Genomic DNA, 21,640 nt, shown 5'->3' on the forward strand with positions numbered 1-21,640 from the left:
GCAGTGCGCGAGCAGCGAGACTTCGATGTGATTGTCGTCGGCAGCGGTGTCGGCGGCGGCGCCACCGCACTGCGGCTGGCGTCCTCCGGCCTCTCCATTGCCCTGGTCGAGCGCGGGACATTCCTGCCGCGCGAGGCAGAGAATTGGGATGCCGATGAAGTCTTCCGGCGCCAGCGGTATCAGTCACCCGACGAGCGCTGGTCGTTCGATGGCGGCAAGCCGATCAAGCCGGCATCCTACTACTTCGTCGGCGGTGCCACCAAGCTGTTTGGCGGCGTCATGATGAGGCTGCGCGAGCGCGATTTCCAGGAGATCGAATATCCAGACGGGCTCTCTCCGGCCTGGCCGATCGGATACCAGGATCTGGAACCCTACTATGGCCAGGCCGAGCGGCTTTTCGGGGTGCATGGACATCCTGGCGTCGACCCGACAGAACCGCCGCAGACATCGCAATTGCCGTTCGGCGCGGTCGATCACGACCGGCCGATCGAGCAGCTCATCTACCAGTTGAGGGACCGCAGTCTGCGGCCGTTCTCCTTGCCACTGGTGCTGCAGCGTCATTCCGGCGGTGCTTGCGTGCGGTGCGGGACATGCGATGGCTATCCCTGCCTGGTTGGCGCCAAGTTGGACGCAGAGTTGGCGCTGGTCCGCCCGGCAATTGCGCACCGAAACGTGACCCTGCTCGACAACAGCATGGTAACGCGCCTTGAGCTTGATCCTGCGAGCAACAAGATCAGCCGCATCGTCGGGCTTCGCAACGGCCAGGAGTTCTCGCTGCGTGCGGAGGTCTTTGTCGTCTCGGCTGGCGCCATCAATTCGGCGGCCCTGCTGCTGCACTCGGCGGGTGGGCGATCGCCGCGCGGCCTCGCCAATTCCTCGGGCGTGGTTGGACGCCACTACATGGCCCACAACTCGTCGGTGGTGATGGCGGTTGGTTTGAAGAAGACAGGAACGGTCTTTCAAAAGAGCTTCGGCGTCAACGACTTCTATTTCGGCGATGAGCACTATCCTCATCCGATGGGCAATGTGCAGATGATCGGCAAGCTGCATGGCCCTATGCTTGCGCACCGCACGCCGATGTTGCCGCCGCGGCTGCGTCAGGCAGTCGCCGATCGCAGCGTCGATTGGTATCTGCAATCCGAGGACTTGCCGCATCCCGACAGCAGGGTTTCCGTTGGGGCGGACGGCTCGATCAGGCTCGACAGGAAAGTCACGAACCTTCGCTCACATAAGGAATTGGTCAAGCGGATACGTGGCTTGATGCGCTCGCTGGGCTACCCACTGGTGCTGAGTGAAATGCTGGGGGCTCGCACCACATCCCATCAATGCGGCACGGTCAGGATGGGCAGCGATCCGAAGCAAGCGGCGCTGGATGCATTCTGCCGGACCTATGATCATCCAAATCTGTTCGTCGTTGACGGCTCCTTCTTTCCGTCTTCGGCGGCGGTCAATCCGTCGCTGACGATCGCAGCCCAGGCCCTGCGCGTCGCGGACCACATGCTTGCCGAAGATTTCGGGATCGGAAATGACCGTTCCCGCGAGTCTATTGTATCGATCTAATACGCATGTTATCGTCGACGCGAAGCCGGAGAGCCTGGCCATGAAAATCCGACCCAGCACTCGAATTGTGGACGTCTCCAACAGGCATTCGCCCTGCGCGCAAGGGGGAGACAAGTAGTCTTGCATGGACAAATCGCAAAAAACGCGACTTCTTTTCACCTCGGCATTAGATCGATCTAATTCGAGCTATGAATACGTGGCCGCATAAGGCGGCTCAGTGGCTGTCCGTCCGGGCCGCTGACGACGTGGGGGACGGTAACAATGGGAGACTGCAATGAAGTCAATGAGTATCAATGGAAAGATGATGCGCGGATTGGTAGTCGCATCCGTATTTGCCCTGGGCTCGGTCAACGCCGCGTTCGCCGATGGCAAGGTCGAAGTGATGCATTGGTGGACATCGGGCGGTGAAGCGAACGCCTTGAGTGTCCTGAAAGACGCCCTGAAGTCGGACGGGATCGCCTGGGAGGATTCTGCGATCGCAGGTGGCTCCGGAACCAACGCGCTTCAAGTTCTGCAGGCTCGCGTGGCCTCCGGAAATCCGCCAGCTGCGATGCAGATGCACGGCCAACAGATACGCAGCTATTCGGAAGAAGGCCTGCTTGGTGACCTGTCCGAAGTCGCAAAGGCGCAGAACTGGGACGCTGTCATGGCGCCGGAATTGCAGGCATTCGCCAAATACAACGGTGTCTATGTCGGCGTGCCGTTCAATGAACACCGTCACAATTGGATGTGGACAAGCAAAAAGATCATCGATCGCTACGGCGGCAAGGTGCCGGCGACCTGGGACGATTGGTTTGCGCTTGCCGACAAGATGAAGGCGGACGGGGTGCAGCCTCTCGCCCATGGCGGCCAGCCCTGGCAGGAGTTCATGCTCTGGGAAGATATCCTGATTTCCGTTGGCGGGCCGGAATTCCACAAGAAGGCCCTCGAGAAACTGGATGCAGAGTCTCTGGAGGGCGACTCGATGGTGAAGACATTCGACATGTTCCGCAAAGTGCTGGGTTACGCCGACACCAACGCAGCAAACCGGGATTGGAATCTCGCGACTGCAATGGTGATCGAGGACCAGGCTGCGTTCCAGTTCATGGGAGACTGGGCAAAGGGCGAATTCAGTGTGGCTGGCAAGAAGGCCAACGTGGACTATGTCTGCTCACCTGCTCCCGGCACCGAAGGGACCTATGTCTTTCTGGCCGATTTCTGGGGCTTCTTCCCAGTCAAGGACGAAGCGGCGAAGAAGGCTCAGTCCGAGATGGCTCGCCTCACGATGGATCCAAAGGTCCAGACGGAGTTTAACATCCGCAAGGGCTCAATACCGGCCCGGATAGACATCGATCCCAAGGCGTTTGACGAATGCGGGCAAGCCGCAATCGCCGACCGTGCCGCGGCGGCCGAAAAGGGCAATGTCCTGCCTTCCCTGGCGCAGAACCATGCGCAGTCGCGTGAAGTACGCGGTGTGTTCGAAGACGTTATCACGTCCTTCGCGAACAATCCGGCGATGACGTCGGCGGCAGCCGTCGCTCAGCTGAAGTCGGGTCTGGCCGGTCTTTGACGGCGTAGCAAAACCGGGGGGCGGGAGCATTCCCGTCCTCCGGTATTTCGTTGCATTCGAAGTGTACAAAAAACTTGCAGGGCGCCCCGTGACAGTCCCGATACATCCGCTACGAATACGCCCATTCATTCGGCCCGATCTGCCTGAGCGACCGCACAGGATGAAAATGTTGATCGGCGGCAAATGGGTCGACGCTGCTGGCGGTCAAACGTTCTCGCGATCCTCCCCAGGCAATGGAATGGAAGTAGGCATCTATCCCGAAGCCGGCGCCGAGGACGTTGACCGCGCGGTGGCTGCCGCTCGCTCAGCCTTCGAAACGGGTGAATGGCCCTACATGGCGGCAGAAGATCGAGCACGCATTCTGACGAGCACCGCAGAGCTGATCCGAAAGAATGCCGATCGGATTGCACTGATCGAGACGCTGGAAAGCGGCAAGGTAATTTCCCAGGCTCGCGCCGAAATGGATTGGTCGGCAAATCTCTGGGACTATTGCGCCGGCGTGGCGCGAACATTGCACGGCGACAGCCACAACAACCTCGGGCCGAACCTGATCGCCAATGTCATGCGAGAGCCGATCGGGGTGGTGTCGATCATCACGCCGTGGAATTTCCCATTGCTGATCATTTCGCAGAAATTGCCCTTCGCGCTCGCCGCAGGTTGCACGGCAATCGTAAAGCCAAGCGAATTCACGCCTGGAACGACCCTGATCCTGGGTGAACTGCTGATGGAAGCAGGGCTGCCCGACGGGGTCGTCAACATCGTCACTGGTCACGGCCGCCCGGCGGGCCAGCGCATGCTCGACCATCCGGGCGTCGATATGATTTCCTTCACAGGATCGACCGCCGTCGGCAAGATCGCGGTGCAATCCTCCGCGCAGCAGTTGAAGAAAGTGTCGCTCGAACTTGGCGGCAAGAACGCCCAGATTGTGTTTGCCGATGCAAACCTCGAAGAGGCGGCAGACGCGATCATCGAAGGGGCATTCAAGAACGCTGGAGAGAGCTGCAACTGTGGCGCCCGGCTGCTTGTCGAACGCAGTATCCATGACGAGCTCGTGCAGCGCGTGTCGAAGCGGGCCCAGTCCGTCAAGGTCGGCGATCCGCTTGACCCGGAGGCACAGATCGGAGCGATCATCAGCCCGGCTCAACTCGACAAGATCGTCGGTTTCGTGTCGCGAGCCAGGGAAGGTGGAGCCGGCGTGCTGCTCGGCGAGGGAAGGGCGCCGTCGGATGCCGGTCTCTACGTCTATCCCTCCATCCTGACAGGTGTGGATCCGCAAATGGAGGTGGCCAACAGCGAGATCTTTGGACCAGTGCTCTCGGTGATCCCGTTCGACACCCCCGCCGAAGCTGTCGCCATCGCCAATCAGACGGATTTTGGTCTCTCGGCCGCGGTATGGACATCGGATTACGAACGCGCCGTCGCGATGACACGCCGGCTCCAGGCCGGTACGGTCTGGGTCAATACCTATTCCTCGGGACCGGCCGAGCTTCCGTTCGGCGGATACAAGCAAAGTGGAATCGGACGGGAGAACGGCCGCGCCGGTGTCGAGGAATTCACCGAACTGAAAACAGTTCAGTTTCATTTCGGTGGCCGTCAGGCCTGGTGGGTGCGAGGACAGCGCTGAACCAACACGATGTGGGTCTGGTCGTTCTCAGCTCGAGCGCAGATCGATGTCTTCGAGAACCAAACCCTTCGTATTTTGGCTCTGTGCCTGGCGCCGACCATCGGGATAGACGGGCGGGCCCTTGATCTCGATCTTGTTGCCGAATGGGTCGAAGATGTAGAACGAATGCCCCATCCCGCGAGCGCCGCCATGGAACGCCTCCCGTTCGATTTGCACACCATGATGGACGAGGTGTTTGCGCACCGTGTCATGGTCCAGTGGGCCACAAGCGATGCAAACATGATCGACATTGCGGCCACCGACAACTGGTGGGATCGCATCATGGCCACCGGGATTGGTCGTGTCCCACAGAACAATGAGAGAAGCGCCGCACCATAGTTGCTCCATACCCAGATCCGGGTAGGCGTAGCCAGGCTGGCAGCCGAGAACGCCTTGATAGAAAGCGAGTGCTGCTTTCATGTCGTCGACGAGAAAGACCACGTGATCCAGGCCGACGAGCGGGATCGGGTTGGCGGGTGACGACATCGATTCTCTCCGTTGCGATATGTGGACTCAACGCGCTGCGATCAGTTTCGCACGGTCTCCCATTGACGCGATGCATGAGAGGCCATGCATGCATCGACGAGAGCGACGATGCGTTTCGCGTCCCCAAATGTAGGCCATGCGGGAGCGCCAGACACGATCGATGCGATGACCTTGCTTGCTTCAAGCATCTTGATCTCGTTGTAGCCCAGGCCAAAATTTGGCAATGGCAGGAAGCTCCGGTAGTCGGCATGCTCCGGCCCAACATCAATGGCGCGGAATCCTTGCTGGCCCGGCGTGTCGCTGAGCTTGAACAGGTTTAGCCGCGTGATTTGATCGTAGTCATAGGTGATCGAGCCCTTGGTTCCGTAGATCTCATAGCGCTGCGTGAATCTCTTACCGGTGGCAATCCGGCTGAAGTCGATTGTGCCAATGGCGCCCCCCTTGAAGCGACAGATGAGGAAGCCGGCATCCGGATTGGTCACCTTTCGAGTCCTGCCAGTCTCCAACGCCGGAGCCTGCCCTCCGTATGTGGCTCCAGGTACGTCCGGACGCTCGCCGAAAACGATCGGACAATGCGCGACCAGTTCGTCGACCTCTCCGATCAGATAGTCCATGAAGCTGAACACATGCGAGCCGGTGTCCCCGACGATCCCTGTCCTGGCGAGTTCGCCGTCAAGGCGCCAGATGAAAGGGGCCCGTGGATCGCCATGGCTGTCGACGTGTTGCGTGCCACGGAACATGGTGATGTCCCCGATCTCTCCTGACCGAATGATCTCCCGCGCCAGCTGGTGAACCGGATTGACGGGAAAGCTGTGGCCGACGCGTGTGATGACTCCCGTCCTTTGCGCCAGCGCTACCAGTTCGTCGGCCTCGGCACCGGTGTCCGTGAACGGCTTTTCGCAATAGACATGCTTGCCGTTCTGCAGCGCCGCCTTGGCAACCTCGAAATGCAGTGCGTCTGGCAGGCAGATGTCGATCAGGTCGACATCGGGATCAGCGACTGCCTCGCGCCAGTCCCGGCCGACGCGTGCCACACCGAGAAGCCGCGCCGCCTCGTGCGCGCCAGCTTCATTGTCGTCGACCAGCCATTTGATCACCACCTCGGCGCCAAGCCTGGGAAACTGTCGCATCATTGCGGCATAGGCGTTGGAGTGCACCCGCCCCATCCACCCGCATGCGCCAAGCACCGCCACCACCACCTGCTTCATCATCGTCTCCTGATCCTGGTGTAACGCGCTACGAGAAGCGATTTCGCCTGCTCGAATGCAACAAGCGCCGTCACATATACGAGAAGTGAGTTGAAAATTGCATCGATCTAATTTAAACGTCAAGGCATCTTTTCTGACCATGCTGGAGAATGCCTTGACCATCGAAAAAAACCGATCACGCCCGCTCAAATTCGCTGACAAACACATCTCGGCGGTTCTGTACGAGAATGTCGAAGCCCTCGATGTTCGTGGCATCGTGGTCAATCTCAGCCCGCGGACCATCTGGATCGAAGGCGTTGTGAACGCGCCAATTCAGCCCTGGAGGTCAACGACAGTCTTGGACAAGAAGGTGCTCAAGGCGGATCGTATTGCCGTGCTCAGGATCGACAATACCGAGAACCTCGGTGGGGTCATGCACCGCGGCTGGACGTGGTTCGGCGATGTCTACGCCGGCTTTCCCCGGCAGAACCCGCTCTATGTTTCGGCGATCGACAGCATCGGTGTCGTAGAAGCGTGTCCGTCTGATTTCACGCGAGAGAGCACCGCAGGCGGTTCGCTGCAAGCCTTCGAACTCAAGCTGAAGCTTTGGTGGGCGCCGGCCCAGACCGACGGCTTCATCCACAACGAACATCCCTTCCTGGAAACACACACCCAGATTCACGGCTTTGGCAGGATGCAGAAGTTTCGCGAGCGCGATTCGAAGACGATCTACGAGGACGTCATCATGTCGCCTGGCTACACGCATGAAGCGTTCTGCCTGGTGACGGGAAAGAACGAGTGGACTTATCCGTGGCATCGCTATTTCTCGGATACCGATGCCATATGGCTCGCCGTCGAACTGCACCCCTGACATGTCTCATCGGGCGCCCCGGCACACCAGATGCCGGGGCGCCGCGTTGGTCAAACGACCTTTCCGGCGATCATGATCGCCGCGCCCTTCTCGCCGATCATGATCGATGGGGCATTGGTGTTGCCACTGACCAGCGTCGGCATGATCGACGAATCGATCACACGCAAGCGCTCCAGCCCGCGCACGCGCAATTGTGTATCGACGACAGCCATCTCGTCGTTGCCCATCTTGCAGGTGCCGACGGGGTGGTAGTCGGTCTTGCTCCATTCGCGCACATAATCGGCGATCTGAGCGTCGGTCCTGAGGTCCTTTCCGGGCATGTATTCGCGCTCGATCACCCGGTCGAGCGCCGGCTGGGCAAAGATTTCGCGTGATTGCTTGAAGCAAGCGATCGACCGGCGCAGATCTTCATCGACACCGAGGAAATTGGGGTCGATCAGTGGCCGCTGAAGCGGGTCGTTTGAAGCCAGGGTGACGGTGCCGCGGGCCTCGGGTCGCAGATAGGCGGTGTTCAGCGTCATGCCGGAACCGGCAATCTTCTTGCGGCCATGGTCGACGACGTAGGCGGGCAGGAAATGCATCTGATTGTCCGGCCAACCGTCATTGCCTTGTGTCGACAGAAAGGCACCGCCCTCGCAGACATTGGAGGTGACCGGTCCGGTCCGGTACAACAGGTACTGGATACCATTCCGGATCATCGGGATCAGTCGGTCCTGCCCATCATAGCTGATCGGCTCCTTCAAGGTCGCCACGGCATAGACATCGAGATGATCCTGCAGATTCTTGCCGACGCCCCCGAGGTCGTGCACCGGTTTGATGCCGAGCGCCGACAGGCTGTCGGCGTGTCCGATCCCCGAAAGCAGCAACAGGCGCGGTGAACCGATCGCGCCGCTGGAAACAACGACTTCGCGGTCGGCATAGGCAATCTTCGGCGCCCTTGATGAACCGACCACATACTCAACGCCAGTGGCACGACCATTCTCGACGATGACCCGCAAGGCCCTGGCCAGCGTGATCACCGTCAGATTGGTGCGATGACGGACAGGATGGACGTACGATACCGCAGCGCTGCCACGCCGGCGATCGCGCTGTGTGACCTGATAGTAGCCGACACCATGTTGCCGAGCGCCATTGAAATCGGCAGTGAAGGGATGGCCGGCCTGCTGGGCGGCGCGAACAAACGTGTCGGTCAGCGCAATAGGGCTGACCTGATCGGAGACCGCCAGAGGTCCGTCATTGCCATGGTAAGGCGCGGTAAAACGCTGGTTGGACTCAGCGCGAACAAAGTAAGGCAGACAGCCATCGTATCCCCAGCCGTCATTGCCGAGCTTTGCCCATTGATCGTAGTCATTGCTGTTGCCGCGGATATAGACCATCGCGTTGATCGAACTGCCCCCGCCAAGCGTCATGCCTTGCGGGTAATGCATCTCGCGATTGTTGACGTTCTTTTGCGGCGTGGTTCGAAACTCCCAACTCACCCTTGGCCCGACGAGCTTCGAATAGCCGGCTGGGAAGTGGATCAACAGCGACTTGTCCGGCCCACCGGCCTCAAGAAGGAGAACACGTGCTTGCGGATCGGCGCTGAGGCGATTGGCGATGACGCATCCCGCAGATCCGCCACCGACGATAATGTAGTCGTAAGTCATCCGTGCAACCCGATTCCTGGTAGGCCCTCAATAGGCCTCTACAATGTTGATCAGACTTGAGTGCCCGGGCCAATGGCGCCTTGCAACTCGCCGTCGGCCGAGAGGATTTGACAAACTTCGCTCTAGGCCTTAGATCGATCTAATAGCAACAACGGGCGCTGAACTCAATTGCTATTCCAGCACGGGAACAGCCATGATCCGGGATGCGGTTCACGATATCAGCGGTGTTGTGATCGAGGCCGAATCCCCATGTCGAAACATCGTTCCTGAATCGGAATCGGAGGCTTCGCCGGCACGCAAGGGTCGCGATTGGCGACTGCACAAACAGCCTGCGTCCCGTCCTTAGATCGATCCCAGGTCTCTTGGTCTTTTCCAAAAGGAGTTTGAAATGGCAAAGCACGGAAAACTGAGATGGGGCCTGCTTGGCGCCAGCAATATCGCCAAGCAGTGGCTCCATACGTCGATCAGCAAGCATCCCGACTGCGAGGTGATCTCGGTATACAGTCGGGACAAGGAGCGCGCCGCGGCCTATGCAAAGGATTTGGGTCTGCGGCGAAATTTCACCGACCTTGATGCATTTCTGTCCGATCCCGAACTTGACGCCGTCTATATTTCAACGACCAACGACAAGCACCGCGACGAGGCAATTGCCGCTGCCAAGGCCGGCAAGCACATCCTTTGTGAAAAGCCACTGGCGTTGAAGGTGGAGGACGCGCAGGCGATGATAGACGCGGCCGGGGCGGCCGGTGTCGTTCTTGCAACCAATCATCATCTTCGCAACATGGAGACGCATCGCGCGATCAAGGATCTGATCAAGTCGGGCCAATTGGGTCATATCACCTCGGCCCGGGTGTCCTTTACCGTCGACCTGCCGGACGATCTGGCTCGCTGGCGGCTGAACGACCCCAAGGCCGGCGCCGGTGTGGTTCTCGACTTGACCGTGCATGACATGGATCTGCTGCGCTTCTATTTCGACGCGGATCCGATTTCGGTAACGGCGATGGGCCTGACTTCAGGGAGTGCCCCGCACGGCATCAAGGACAATGTCATGACCATCTGGGAATTTCCCGGCCGCTTGCTCGTCAGCTGCCATGACACGTTCCTCGTGCCCTTTGGTGGGACGGCAATCGACATTCACGGCACGGACGGATCAGTCCATGGCGCGGACGTGTTGTGGCAGAAACCGCAAGGGCGCGTCACAGTGCGCGATGCCGGGGGTACGCACGAAATTCGCGTCGAGCATCTCGTCCCCTACGATCGGACGATCGACGATTTCGTCAAGGCTGTTCGCGGCACCGGCGCGCCGTCCGTCACTGGCGAGGACGGCATGAATGCGCTGCGCTTGGCGCTGGCTGCAGTGCAGTCGATGGAAATCGGAAACACCGTGCGGCTCTAGTCGCAACATGTGCAGAACACCTATCCGGGGCTGAGCCATAGCCCCGGACCGGCACACTCGTCAGGAGGAAAATTGGCGGGCATGCGCATCGAGCTTGCCAAGACGTCCCGCGGCCTCAGGCACCTGGATCGCCTCCGAAGCGCCAGTCGCGGGATAAGGCCAGCCGAAACGATGGGGTCTTGGCGGGCTATGTGCCGAAAGAGTAGTCGCCCGCGGCCGCCGCCGCCGAAACCAAGCCGTTGTCTATGTCGGACGCGACTGCCTCGCGCGGTCTGTCGACCGGCGCACCGTAGCCGGCGCCACCAGGGGTCAGGACGACCAGCCAATCGCCAGCTGGCACTGTTTGCCGGCCTTTGCCATTCAGCGTCCTCCCGGAACCCAGACCGACATAGCCTGATCCACCGGCCTTGCCTCCATTTCGACCACGCGGCGGATGCACGATCCGATCAAGCGCGGCGTAGAGGTCGAAATCGACGGGATCGCGGTTCTGGATTTCGATGTGCTGGCCGAGGCCGCCGCGATAGGTGCCGGGACCGCCGCTGTCGGGGCGAAGCTCTTTGCATCTGAACAGCAGCGGTGAGATGGATTCGATGATTTCCACCGGGACACCGGAGACACCGCTTGGAAAGGCGGTCGCCGACAGGCCGTCCAGGGAAGGACGCCCGCCAACGCCGCCGGTCTGCACCGAAAGGACCGAGAAGCGGTTGAAATCGCCCGTAGCCCCGTTTGCAGTGCTGGCGTGGTTCTCCAGGATGAGGTTCCATAGGCACGATGTGCCTTCGGCCGGCGGCTGTATCGCCGGAATCTGCGCCAGGCAACCAAAGACGACGTCAGGAAGCATCTGGCCGATGATGTGTCGCGATGACACGGGCGCCGGCCGTTGCGCATTCAGGATACAGTTCATCGGCGCTGTAACCCGTATCGGTTCCAGCGAGCCGGCATTGTTGGGAATGTCGGGCGCAACCAACACACGGACGCCATAGGTCGAATAGGCTTGCGCGTAAGTGAGGGGTACGTTGATTCCCTTTGAAGAAGCGCCGGAGCTACCCTCGAAGTCGATGGTGATGGTAGAGCCTTTGACGGTGAGTGTCGCCACAAGGTCGATGGGCTGCTCATAGCCGTCGACCCGCATCGATGACGAATAGCTGCCGTCCGGCAGCGCTGAGATCTGAGCCTCGACCGCATTGCGCGATTGCGTGATGATGTGCTCCGCCAGCCCGCGGAGCGTCTCGAGGCGAAACTCGCGCATCATCTCGATGAGCCGTTCGACGCCGATATCGTTGCAGGCGGCGAGCGACAGGATGTCGCCCTCCGCCTCGGTGGGATAGCGGGAATTGCCGCGCACGATGTCGATCAACGTCTGGTTCTTGACGCCGCGGTCGATCAGCCGAAGAAAAGGCAGATAGAGGCCTTCCTCAATGACATCGCGTCCGTCCGGGCCGAAGCCGATGCCGCCGATGTCGACGAGGTGACTGGTGCAGGCAAACAGGGCAACCAGCCTGCCGTCGAGAAATGCCGGTGTCACCACCACCATATCGTGCAGATGCCCGGTGCCTTTCCAGGGATCGTTGGTGATGTAGACGTCGCCTTCCTGCATCGTCTCGGCGGGAAAGGCGATGAGGAAGTGTTTCACCGATTCGGCCATCGAGTTGACATGACCGGGCGTCCCCGTCACCGCTTGTGCCAGCATGCGGCCATCCATGTCGAAGACGCCGGCCGACAGGTCGCCCGACTCCCGCACGATCGGGCTAAAGGCGGTACGGACCAGGGTTTGTGCCTGTTCCTCGACGACCGAGATCAGGCGATTCCACATGATCTGCGTGTGGATGTCGGAAAGCTCAGAATGCATGTCCATGACCGGTTCCGTCAGACTTGGCGTTGAGGATGATGTAGCCGTTCGCGTCGATCGACGCGCAGAATGTCGAGGTGACGACCGTCGACGTTTCGTCTTCCGCGATGATCGCCGGTCCACTGATCAGCTGATCGGTGCCGATGGCATCGCGCCAATAGACCGGGCTATCCGCAAAGATCCCAAGCTGCCCGTCGAAAAGTCGGCTTCGCGAGACGGGCTCCGCCGCATCTGCCATGTCGGGACGAATGAAAGCGATATCCTGTGCGGTTGCCATACCGGTGGCTGCAACGGTAACGGCCCAGCTCAAGGCCTCGATGGCGGCGTTGTCGATCTTGCGCCGGTAGAGCGCGATGTAGGCGCTGGTGAAGGCGTCGGCGAGAGCCTCCCGGTCATCGCCGTGGAGCGGCCGATCCTCCAGTTGAACCTCGATCTCGTGGCCTTGTCCGGTGTAGCGCAGGAAAACGGAGCGTCGCGACTGGAGCTGCGCATCCGGATCGGCCTCGCGGATAACCGCGGAAGCCTCCGTGATCATCTCGTCGAACTGCCGGTTGATGGCCTCGATGTCGAGGCTGGTGATGCGGGCGAACGCGCTGCGCACCACTTCGTAGCCGAGCGGCGCGCGCAGGAAGCCGACGGCGGAACCGACGCCCGCACTTCGTGGCACGATGACGCGCCCTATGCCGAGTTTTTCCGCAAGACGGGCGGCGTGAAGAGGGGCGGCGCCGCCGAACGCGACCATGGTCCTGGCGCGAACATCCTTGCCGCGCTCGATCGCATGCACCCGCGATGCGTTGGCCATGTTTTCCTCGACCACCTCGCAGATGCCGAATGCGCCTGTCTCAAGTTCCGTCCCAAGCCGATCCGAAACATGCGCTGCGATTGCCCGGCGTGAAGAACCAGCGTCGAGTTGGATCGAGCCACCGGCAAAACGCAAAGGGTCAATCTTTCCCAGAACGAGATCGGCGTCTGTGACGGTCGGCGTTTCGCCGCCGCGCCCATAGCAGGCAGGTCCAGGTTCAGAGGTTGCGCTCTCTGGCCCCACCTGTATCCGGCCGAGCGAGTCCACATGTGCGATCGATCCGCCACCCGCGCCGATCTCGACCATTTCGATGACCGGTATGCGGATCGGCATGCCGCTTCCCTTCATGAAGCGTTTCGATCGAGCAACTTCGAACGAACGCGATTTGAGTGGCTCGCTATTGTCGATGATGCAGATCTTGGCGGTCGTTCCGCCCATGTCGAAGGACAACAGGTCGTCGACGCCGCATTTTGCACCGACATGGGCAGCCAGGATGGCGCCCCCAGCGGGACCGGACTCAACCAGTCGGATAGGCAATTCGCAGGCATTGCTTAGCGTCGTCAGACCGCCGCCGGAAGTCATCAGCAGCAGCGGCGCCGAGAGGCCGATGCGATCAAGTTCGTCGCGTAGTCGCCGCAGATAGCTTGCCATAAGTGGCTGCACATAGGCGTTGGCGCATGTGGTCATCAGTCTTTCGTATTCGCGGATCTCGGGGCAGACCTTGCTGGAAAGCGAGACATACGCTTCCGGCATCAACTGGTTCAGCCGCTCGCCGACCAACTGTTCGTGCTGCGGATTCGCGTAGCTGTGCAGGAGCCCGACAGCGACGCTGGTCACGCCGGCTGCTCGCATCGTGCGTACATGTGCGTCGATCTGGTCGAGATTGATCGGTATGACGACCGAGCCGTCGACGGCAAGTCTTTCAGGAACCGTCAGGCGCAGTGCGCGTGCAACGAGCGGTTCGGGTTTTACGAGATTGATATCGTATTGGTCGAAGCGGCTTTCGCGGCCGATCTCGATCACGTCGCGGAACCCTTGCGTGGTGATAAGTGCGGTCTTGGCGCCCTTGCGTTCAATCAGCGCGTTTGTGGCCAGCGTTGTCCCGTGGATAAAGATATCGACATCGGCGGCGGTGAGGCCGGCGCGCTTCAGCGCCTCAAGAATTCCCGTGATCACACCGATTTCCGGCGCCTTGGGCGTCGTCAATACCTTGGCGGTAAAGCGACGGTCACCACATTCGAGCGCGATGTCGGTAAACGTGCCGCCAATGTCGGCGGCCAATCGACAGGAAAGCTTCTTGGTCATTTCAATTCCTTGCCGCCGGAGATATTTCCGAAAATAGATCCATCTCGGTTGTTAGATCGATCTAATGCCTGTGCGGAATGACGTCAAGGCGGTTGATGATTTGAAACAGCTTTTCCTGTATGTCAGGGAAGATCGCTCGCTGACTCGCTGGAGTCGGCCGGCGTTCTTTCAATCTCGACCAGGTTGGAGTGAGAAGGCATGGACGGCAAGACCTTGACGGAAAAGCGCGGGCAGAACCGTGTGACGCTTGACGTCGTCGCCAAACATGCCGGGGTTTCGAGGTCGACCGCCTCCCTCGTTGTTCGCAACAGCAACCTGATCGCGCCCGAAACGCATGAGCGTGTTCGCGCCTCCATGAAGGCGCTGGGCTACATCTACAATCAGTCGGCCGGCAGTTTGCGGTCGCAGAAGACGAAGACGTTGGGCATGGTCATTGCCGACGTATCGAACCCGTTTTACGCACTACTCGCGTCCGGCATTGAATGGGCGTGCCACCAGCAGGATTTCCTGACGATCTTTGCCGACACTGCAGAAGACGGCGGACGCCAGAAGATGATCATCGATCGTCTTATACAGCACAATGTGGCCGGCGTATTTTTTTGCCCCGCCGGCGACAACTCTGCTGACGATCTCGCCGCCCTCGAAGTGGCGGGTACACCGGTAGTCCAGATCATGCGCCACGTCTCGGGGCAAAAAGTACCCTATATCGGCCCGGACAACGTTGCCGGAGTCCAGCTTGGTATCGATCACGTGGTGCGCTTGGGCCGCAAGAAACTGGCGTTCATTGGCGGCCCCGCCGGCAAGTCTTCGAGCGAGGAGCGACTTGAAGGCTTCAATCAGGGCGTGGCCAAGCATCGGTTGAGGGTGAAGAAGGACTTCATCAAGTCCGTCGCGATCAATCGGCGCGAAGCGATGGAGGCGGCACTTGTCCTGCTCGACCGCCCCGATCGCCCGGATGCAATCATCTGCTACAACGACCTGATGGCGTTCGGTGTGATGTTGGCGATGCAGCGCCTCGGCCTGGTGCCGGGCAAGGATGTTGCTCTTGTCGGTTTCGACGACATACCGGAATCCGCGCTCTGGACGCCAGCGCTGACGACCGTCTCGATCGATGCACGCAACATTGGGCGATTGGCAGCCCGCGTTCTTATGGACAAGATCGCCAATCCTAGCCGGACCTCGCGAGACATCATCGTCGAACCCAAGCTGATGATCCGGGAATCCTGCGGCGAGTCTTTCGCCGCGGCTTAATCCGCGGCAGGGCCGCGCTGCCGGCAAGTCGACGTCAGGACGCCCAGTTTTCCCGGTAGTCCGGATAGATCGTCAGGCCACCATCGACGTACAGCGTGTGCCCGGTGATGTAGCGGGCATCATCCGAGGCGAGGAAGGCAAAGGCTGCCGCAACCTCCTCCGCGTCGGCAATCCGGCCGAGCGGAATATGCGCTTCGACAGCGGCGCGCTTGTCGGGATCGAAAACCCAGCTCCGATTCAGCGGCGTCACCGTTGCGCCAGGCGCGACATTGTTCACCCGGATACCCTGCGCCGCATATTCCAGGGCCAGTGTCCGCATGAGCATGCCGAGCCCGCCTTTGCTTGCGGCATAGGCGATGAACCGCGGCTTCGGGATCGTTTCGTGATTGCTGGAATTGTTCAGGATCACCCCGCCTATGCCGCGCGAGAGAAAATGCCGCACGGCAAGTTTCGAGCAGATGAAAGCGCCTCTGAGATTGACATCCAGGACCGCGTCAAAATCCTCTAGCGGGAATTCATGCGATGCATGTTCGCGGTTGATGCCAGCATTGTTGATCAGTATGTCGACCTGTCCCGCGAGGTCGACCGCCTCTTCGAACATCGTCTCGACCTGGCGCGGATCGGACAGATCGCCTGGTACGACGCCGCCAACCCGATCGGTGCCATAACGATCAGCTATCGAAGCGGCGGTCTGGCGAAGGGCATCAGAGCCTTGAAGATCGTTGAGAATGACGATCGAGCCTTCCTCGGCAAAACGCATGGCTGTCGCACTGCCAATGCCTTGTGCGGCACCCGTTATCAGCACCCGCTTGTCGGTCAATCCGCGCATGACATTCCTCTGTGCTGTAAGGCAATCGATTTCGGCCTCAATGCCCGTTCGGGCGCTACAGACCTGCATGGTGCGGTCAGCATCAGCTGCCGTCCCGCAGATCCGGGATCGGATCGTAGCTGAGCCTTATGTCCGAGAAACGGACGCGACAGCCGTTTCCGAGCGGCGATTGTGCCGACAAACCGATGGTCAGCGGACCGCTGCCACGTGGCAGGGAAAACCATCGCAGGAAATGCCAGTGGCTACCGGTCTCGGAGAAATGAAAGGCAAAGGCGCCGTCCTGGGCGCTCAGCCTCAGATAGACGGCCTCCTTTTCGAAGGACGGGCCGTCGCAATCATCCGACACGCCCTTGGTAACGACGCTGACGATTGTTGGAATGTGCTGGGGCGAATACTCGAAAGCAATTTTAGCCCAAGTGTCTTCACTGGCTTGGACGAAAATGGTCCCCCCGTCGAACCGGGAACCGAAATCGGCGGTTACCTTTGCTTGCAGGGAAAAGACGGGTGCCTCGATGGACATTGCCATCGAAGGAACATTGCGCAATTTCGCTTTGCCCCGGGGATCAAAAAACCAGTCGGTGTTCGGGCCGGCCTCGATCACCGCGTCATTTCCGTCGAAATCGATACGGCCTGCCTGTGGGCCGCGTTTTTCAAATCGTTCGATCAGCATATTCTATGTCCACATTCATAGTTGAATTGAAGTCGCAAATGGCGACGGCCAGTCGAGACAGCGCTCAGGTCAGTCGCAAGGCCAGCGTGCGCAATTTCGAAGCTGATGCGGCGATCTGATCGGCCGACAGGGCCCCGTGCTGGACTGCCAGCTCAATAGCGCGGACCATCGACGTGATGTGTGGAACGCCGTTTGCAGAGACCAGCATCCAATCGGCGCCGGCGGCCAGCGCTTTGACGGCCGACTGCTCGATGGTCATGTCCCGGATTGTCGCTTTCCAGTCCAGGTCATCGGTAAGGACAACGCCGCCAAAACCGAATTCGCCCTTTAGCAGGCTGATCAGTTCGGCTGAGTGGGAGGCTGCGGTGGGTGGGGTCGTCGCCTTGAAGATCGCCGGACCCATCATGACGACATCGCTGCCGGCTTCGATGCCGGCTCGAAACGGTGCTGAAAATGTCCGCAATTCCTCCAGCGAATGGGGAACTTCGCCTTCGTCAACGGCGGGGTCGAGCGCACAGATCGGGTGCCCGGGAAAATGCTTCACCGTTGCGGCGACGCCGCCATCCTGGACACCTTTGACGAAGGCACTGACAATCCGCGTCACTTCACCAATATCGTCGCTGAGGGTACGCCCCTCAAGCCAGGGATTGGGGCCGACAAGCACATCCGCCACAGGCGACAGGAAGACGTTGACGCCAAGATTGCGAGCGGACACGGCCGAGGCCTTTGATCGCGCCTCGATGGCCTCACTTGTGGATCGATGCGCCTCTTCGAGCGATGGCAGCGACGTGACAAGCCGGTGAAGCCTCTCGATGCCGCCGATCTCGGCATCGACGGCAACGAGCACCGGGCCGGCAATGCTTCGGGCCTGGGCAACCGTCTTGCGCCAGCGATCCGCCGTTTCCTCGGCCACGCGCCTGGCGTCGATGATACGGCTGACATACTCCTCGCGCGTTTCGCCAAAGAGCAATGAGATGCCTCCGCTTTCCAGGAAGCGGGAGGCTGAGCTGTCGATCTCGAGTTCGGGGAAGATCGGCAGAAAGAGGGCATGGATGTCACGCCGCAGCTGGGTTGTCATGAAGTCTCCTCAAAAGGGATTGTGATGGCGATGCAGCGCTAGACGTCGACGAGCAGATCGGATTTCGGGACAGCCTGACAGGCCAGACACGGGTCCGTCGCAGATCTGACAAGGTCGGTGCGATAGGTGATCTCGCCTTCCAGGACCCGCACCTCGCAGCTCTCGCACTGGCCGGCCCGGCATCCGTTGGTGATCCTCACGCCTTCTGCCTCGGCCAACTCCAGCAGCGAGCCGCGCGCGCGGTCCCAGATTGCCGTCTTGCCGGAGCGCACGAAGGTGACGGAGTATGGGCCTTCGGGCAGTGCGGTCTGATCGACGCTGCCAGCGGCGAAGGCCTCTTCGAACATAAGCTGATCCGGGTGGCCGGCGCTGACCAACTCTGCCTTCAGCGATGCGACCATGCCTGACGGGCCGCAGAAATAGATCGCCGGCGAGACCTCGAACGTTCCGAGCCGCAGATGGCTGATACCGAGTCGCCCCCGATGAATATCGGCAGGAACGTCTTTACCGGCACGGCTCCAGCATCGGTCGATCGTCAGCTCCGGCATGGCCGCGGCGAGTGACGCCAGACGGTCAGAAAAAGCTTCCGTCTCCGCGAGGCTGTTGGCGTATGCAAGATGAACCCTCGGGCGAAGAGGCCGCCGTGCCAAGGTCTCCAGATAGGACAGAAACGGTGTAATGCCGATGCCGCCGGCAACCAGTACAACGGGCCGCTCGGAGACAAGGGGCAATGTGAAGCGCCCGGACGGCGCCCGCACGTCAAGCATGTCGCCCCGAGCCAGTATGCTGCTTATTGCTGTCGACATGCGGCCTGGCGCCACGTCGTCACGTCCCGTCGGCCGCCCCACCATGCGTACGGCAATCGTATAGGCGGTGCGCTCGCTATCAGAGGCCGGCCCCGTCAGGGAATAGCAGCGGATAAGATCCTCACCGGCCTCACGCCACCGCAGAACGATGTGTTGGCCTGGCTCGAAATCGGGCAGCACGCTGCCGTCGGGGCGCTCCAGCGTCACAGCGGTTACGCCCTCGGCGATCTTGTCGAGGCCTGTCACACGCATCGTATGGAAGCCATGCCAAACGGTCCTGCGCGGGCCGATCGGTATGATGTTGCAGGACTGCGACCGATGAGCAGCTGCGCCGCTGACCGGGTCCAACTGGTCGCTGCCGACGAGCATGTTGTAGTTGGCGCCGCTTTTCGAAAAGGCGTCATAGCCGGGGAGGTCGAGAGCTGCGTTTCCCTGCCACCATCCAAAAGAGGCGCGGACGACGCGTTGGTCCAGGCTGTTGTCGAGCTTCACTTTCATGCGAACCTGGCCGTGTCGTGTGCTTATCTCGGCCCAGTCTCCGGCCTCCAGCCCAAGTCGTTCGGCCGCCTCAGGAGCGAGATTTACCGTAGGCTCCGGCTCCCGCTTGCGCAGCGACGGCACCTGCCGATGCTGGGAGTGGCAGTAATATCCCGTCTTCGCGGTCGTTAGTGCGAAGGGATAGGTTTCGTTTGCCGGAAGCTCGTCTGGATTGAATGTCGGAACCGGAGGCTGACCGTTACGACGCAACAGCGCTGAATAAAGTTCAACCTGACCGGTCTCGGTGGCGAAGCCGGTCACGCCCATCTCGGTCGGTTCGGCATATTTGCGATAGCGCTGTTTTAGCGGATAACGGACCCCTTCCGGACAATTTCTCAACTGATCGAGCGTGATTCCGCTAGGCTGCAATATGTGAGACCGGGCAGCTTCGATGCTGCCGTCGAAGAACTGATCGCGCAGACCGAGTTCGTCGGCCAGGGCAAAGGCGATTTCGGCGTCAGAACGAGACTCGCCCGCTGAAGCCACCACCTGCTGCCTCAGTTGCACATGCTCCTGGGCGGCAAGTCCCGAACCGAAGCCAATTCTCAGCGCGTCGCGCTCCCACGGTGTGTTGACCGGCAACAGGAAATCGGCGGAGCGAGCGCTTGGGTTTTCGAACACGTCGCAATGGACGTAGAACTCGAGCGCATCCAGCGCGGCCCGCCCTCGTGTCGAGTTCGCATGGGCAACGGCAAGGTTCGCTCCGAAGCCGATAAGTCCACGCACTTTGTACGGGCGTTCATCAAGCGCCGCGGTGTAGAAATCATGCGCGGTGATGCGGCCCTGGTTCGGTGGACCAAGCGGCTTGTCGTCGAGCCCGATCGCCTTGGCCTGCTGCGCCGGATCCAGGAGGTCGGGGCCGCAGACGGCGTTGCGTGGCACGCTCGGCAGCACAACATTGCCGCCGGGTGCGTCGTAGCAGCCTTTCAGAGACATCAGCGTGGCGAGCGCCCGGTCGATTTGAGTGGATTGCGCGTGCTGGCCGAGACCGGTCCAGGTGTAATAGGCGACCGATCGGGCGGCGCCGATCATACGCGCTGCGGCGCGTATTTCCTCTTCTGGTATCCAGGTTAAGCGAGCCACTTCACTCAACGTGTGGCGGTTTGCCGCCGCGTGAAGCCAATCGAAAGCGGTGGTGCACCGAACGGGACCGTTCGCAGTGCTGACCTTGATCTCACCGGAACGCGCCGCTTGGGCAAGCACCGTCGGGGTCTCGCGGCCTTTGCCCTGCACGAAGGTCAATCGCCCATCGGTTCCGAGCACCACGAAAGCGTCCGTATCCTCTCCCTGTGCATTGAGATCGCCCCCGCGCAGAAATTCCCCATTGTCGTCGCGGACAAGGAAGGCGGCATTGGTCCAGCGCATCAGGAATGAGTCATCGAAAGAATTCTCTTCGATCAGCAGGCGCATGATGCCGAGCGCCAATATGCCGTCGGAGCCAGGGCGAACCCGCAGCCATTGGTCAGCACCGATCGCGAAGCCAAAACGCCTGGGATCGATGACGAGGATCTTGCAACCACGAGCCCGTGCCGCGGCGACCTGTGTCGCCTGGTCGAGCCAGACGGAACTCGGATTGAAACCCCAGAGAACGATCAGCTCCGCCTGGCCGTAGTCAGGATAGGGGAGGCCGGTGCCGAAGGTAAATGCGTGAGCAAAGTCCTTGTGCCAGTTGCAGATCTCGGTGGTGCTGACCCAATTCGGTGTGCCGCTCACCTGGATCAGGCGTTCGATCCATTCTTCGCCGTCGCTCAATGCGGTACCACTTGGCGTCGTTGTCGACACCGCCACGCTTTCGATCCCGTGGCTGTCACGCAATTTGCGCAAGCGCTCACCGATTTCGGACAAGGCCTGCTCCCAGGAGACAGGAACCCAGCCGGGCTCGTCGCTTCCCTTCGGGTTGGTCCGCTTCAGCGGTGTCATCAGCCTGTCGGGATGGTAGAGGATCTCAGGCGCCGCCTTGCCCTTGACGCAAAGCGACTTCCCGGTCGGGTGGGCGGGAGCCGGCGCAGCACCCGTGAGGCGTCCGTCTTCAACAATGAATGTCGCGCCGCATCTGGATTTGCAGAGCGCGCAGAAGCCGGGCTTTTCCGTACGCATCGCTGACTCGTTGGTTTAGTAGATCGATCTAATTGCAACCTGCTTCCATCGACTGCCA

The 21,640-nt window shown here is 60.5% G+C and carries 15 protein-coding genes; 6 read left to right on the top strand and 9 right to left on the bottom strand.

Going from position 1 to position 21,640, the window contains the following annotated elements:
* Positions 1 to 3: 3 nt before the first annotated feature.
* The 3 genes from H0241_RS31290 (at position 4) to H0241_RS31300 (ending at position 4,733) form a co-directional block, all read left to right on the top strand.
* Positions 4 to 1,560: a GMC oxidoreductase gene (locus H0241_RS31290; protein WP_210285145.1), complete on the top strand. Its 1,557-nt coding sequence runs from the start codon at positions 4 to 6 to the stop codon at positions 1,558 to 1,560.
* A gap of 274 nt (positions 1,561 to 1,834) precedes the next feature.
* Entirely contained in the window at positions 1,835 to 3,109 is a 1,275-nt protein-coding gene (locus tag H0241_RS31295) for an ABC transporter substrate-binding protein (protein ID WP_181061623.1), read from the top strand.
* A 160-nt stretch (positions 3,110 to 3,269) separates the two neighbouring features.
* A complete protein-coding gene (locus H0241_RS31300) occupies positions 3,270 to 4,733 on the top strand; it encodes an aldehyde dehydrogenase family protein (protein WP_181061624.1) in 1,464 nt (487 codons plus the stop codon).
* Positions 4,734 to 4,760: 27 nt separating this feature from the next.
* Here H0241_RS31300 and H0241_RS31305 read toward each other — a convergent pair whose 3' ends face one another.
* Together H0241_RS31305 and H0241_RS31310 are read right to left on the bottom strand one after the other, a co-directional pair.
* Positions 4,761 to 5,258, bottom strand: coding sequence for a VOC family protein (locus tag H0241_RS31305; RefSeq protein WP_181061625.1), 498 nt, complete (start codon positions 5,256 to 5,258; stop codon positions 4,761 to 4,763).
* Positions 5,259 to 5,299: 41 nt separating this feature from the next.
* Positions 5,300 to 6,466, bottom strand: a complete 1,167-nt coding sequence (locus tag H0241_RS31310; protein ID WP_181061650.1) for a Gfo/Idh/MocA family protein — start codon at positions 6,464 to 6,466, stop codon at positions 5,300 to 5,302.
* A gap of 154 nt (positions 6,467 to 6,620) precedes the next feature.
* Here H0241_RS31310 and H0241_RS31315 point away from each other — a divergent pair, with 154 nt between their 5' ends.
* Positions 6,621 to 7,316 (top strand): hypothetical protein, encoded by a 696-nt coding sequence (locus H0241_RS31315; protein ID WP_235984576.1) that lies wholly within the window; start codon positions 6,621 to 6,623, stop codon positions 7,314 to 7,316.
* Positions 7,317 to 7,366: 50 nt separating this feature from the next.
* On the opposite strand, the gene H0241_RS31320 is transcribed toward H0241_RS31315, so the two are convergent.
* Positions 7,367 to 8,962: a GMC family oxidoreductase gene (locus H0241_RS31320; RefSeq protein ID WP_181061627.1), complete on the bottom strand. Its 1,596-nt coding sequence runs from the start codon at positions 8,960 to 8,962 to the stop codon at positions 7,367 to 7,369.
* A 388-nt stretch (positions 8,963 to 9,350) separates the two neighbouring features.
* Between H0241_RS31320 and H0241_RS31325 the strand changes: the two genes are divergently transcribed.
* Complete coding sequence (locus H0241_RS31325) at positions 9,351 to 10,358, top strand: Gfo/Idh/MocA family protein (protein WP_181061628.1); 1,008 nt, start codon at positions 9,351 to 9,353, stop codon at positions 10,356 to 10,358.
* Positions 10,359 to 10,545: 187 nt separating this feature from the next.
* Here H0241_RS31325 and H0241_RS31330 read toward each other — a convergent pair whose 3' ends face one another.
* Both H0241_RS31330 and H0241_RS31335 read right to left on the bottom strand, forming a co-directional pair.
* Positions 10,546 to 12,213, bottom strand: a complete 1,668-nt coding sequence (locus H0241_RS31330; RefSeq protein ID WP_407941789.1) for a hydantoinase B/oxoprolinase family protein — start codon at positions 12,211 to 12,213, stop codon at positions 10,546 to 10,548.
* Entirely contained in the window at positions 12,197 to 14,314 is a 2,118-nt protein-coding gene (locus tag H0241_RS31335) for a hydantoinase/oxoprolinase family protein (protein WP_181061629.1), read from the bottom strand. Before H0241_RS31335 ends, H0241_RS31330 begins: the two co-directional genes overlap by 17 nt.
* Positions 14,315 to 14,512: 198 nt before the next feature.
* Between H0241_RS31335 and H0241_RS31340 the strand changes: the two genes are divergently transcribed.
* Positions 14,513 to 15,565 carry a LacI family DNA-binding transcriptional regulator gene (locus H0241_RS31340; protein ID WP_181061630.1) on the top strand — a complete coding sequence of 351 codons (1,053 nt, stop codon included), beginning with the start codon at positions 14,513 to 14,515 and terminating at the stop codon, positions 15,563 to 15,565.
* Positions 15,566 to 15,599: 34 nt separating this feature from the next.
* On the opposite strand, the gene H0241_RS31345 is transcribed toward H0241_RS31340, so the two are convergent.
* The 4 genes from H0241_RS31345 to H0241_RS31360 form a co-directional block, all read right to left on the bottom strand.
* On the bottom strand, positions 15,600 to 16,394 hold the full coding sequence (locus H0241_RS31345) for a glucose 1-dehydrogenase (RefSeq protein ID WP_181061631.1): 795 nt from the start codon (positions 16,392 to 16,394) through the stop codon (positions 15,600 to 15,602).
* Positions 16,395 to 16,476: 82 nt separating this feature from the next.
* Positions 16,477 to 17,064, bottom strand: a complete 588-nt coding sequence (locus H0241_RS31350; protein ID WP_181061632.1) for a DUF1349 domain-containing protein — start codon at positions 17,062 to 17,064, stop codon at positions 16,477 to 16,479.
* Positions 17,065 to 17,128: 64 nt separating this feature from the next.
* Positions 17,129 to 18,142, bottom strand: a complete 1,014-nt coding sequence (locus H0241_RS31355) for a glycoside hydrolase family 3 N-terminal domain-containing protein (protein WP_181061633.1) — start codon at positions 18,140 to 18,142, stop codon at positions 17,129 to 17,131.
* 38 nt (positions 18,143 to 18,180) lie between these two features.
* The gene (locus H0241_RS31360) at positions 18,181 to 21,582 is read right to left on the bottom strand and encodes a molybdopterin-dependent oxidoreductase (protein WP_181061634.1); all 3,402 of its coding nucleotides are present in this window, start codon (positions 21,580 to 21,582) and stop codon (positions 18,181 to 18,183) included.
* Positions 21,583 to 21,640 lie beyond the last annotated feature (58 nt).

Origin of the sequence: Mesorhizobium neociceri (assembly GCF_013520985.1) — a bacterium.
In the GTDB taxonomy this organism is placed as follows: Bacteria; Pseudomonadota; Alphaproteobacteria; order Rhizobiales; family Rhizobiaceae; genus Mesorhizobium; species Mesorhizobium neociceri.

Excerpts from the sequence above, each read along its gene's own strand:
- H0241_RS31295 (WP_181061623.1), top strand. The coding sequence starts at position 1,835 with ATGAAGTCAATGAGTATCAATGGAAAGATGATGCGCGGATTGGTAGTC.
- H0241_RS31300 (WP_181061624.1), top strand. The coding sequence starts at position 3,270 with ATGAAAATGTTGATCGGCGGCAAATGGGTCGACGCTGCTGGCGGTCAA.
- H0241_RS31305 (WP_181061625.1), bottom strand. The coding sequence starts at position 5,258 with ATGTCGTCACCCGCCAACCCGATCCCGCTCGTCGGCCTGGATCACGTG.
- H0241_RS31310 (WP_181061650.1), bottom strand. The coding sequence starts at position 6,466 with ATGAAGCAGGTGGTGGTGGCGGTGCTTGGCGCATGCGGGTGGATGGGG.
- H0241_RS31320 (WP_181061627.1), bottom strand. The coding sequence starts at position 8,962 with ATGACTTACGACTACATTATCGTCGGTGGCGGATCTGCGGGATGCGTC.
- H0241_RS31325 (WP_181061628.1), top strand. The coding sequence starts at position 9,351 with ATGGCAAAGCACGGAAAACTGAGATGGGGCCTGCTTGGCGCCAGCAAT.
- H0241_RS31330 (WP_407941789.1), bottom strand. The coding sequence starts at position 12,213 with ATGGACATGCATTCTGAGCTTTCCGACATCCACACGCAGATCATGTGG.
- H0241_RS31335 (WP_181061629.1), bottom strand. The coding sequence starts at position 14,314 with ATGACCAAGAAGCTTTCCTGTCGATTGGCCGCCGACATTGGCGGCACG.
- H0241_RS31340 (WP_181061630.1), top strand. The coding sequence starts at position 14,513 with ATGGACGGCAAGACCTTGACGGAAAAGCGCGGGCAGAACCGTGTGACG.
- H0241_RS31345 (WP_181061631.1), bottom strand. The coding sequence starts at position 16,394 with ATGCGCGGATTGACCGACAAGCGGGTGCTGATAACGGGTGCCGCACAA.
- H0241_RS31350 (WP_181061632.1), bottom strand. The coding sequence starts at position 17,064 with ATGCTGATCGAACGATTTGAAAAACGCGGCCCACAGGCAGGCCGTATC.
- H0241_RS31355 (WP_181061633.1), bottom strand. The coding sequence starts at position 18,142 with ATGACAACCCAGCTGCGGCGTGACATCCATGCCCTCTTTCTGCCGATC.
- H0241_RS31360 (WP_181061634.1), bottom strand. The coding sequence starts at position 21,582 with ATGCGTACGGAAAAGCCCGGCTTCTGCGCGCTCTGCAAATCCAGATGC.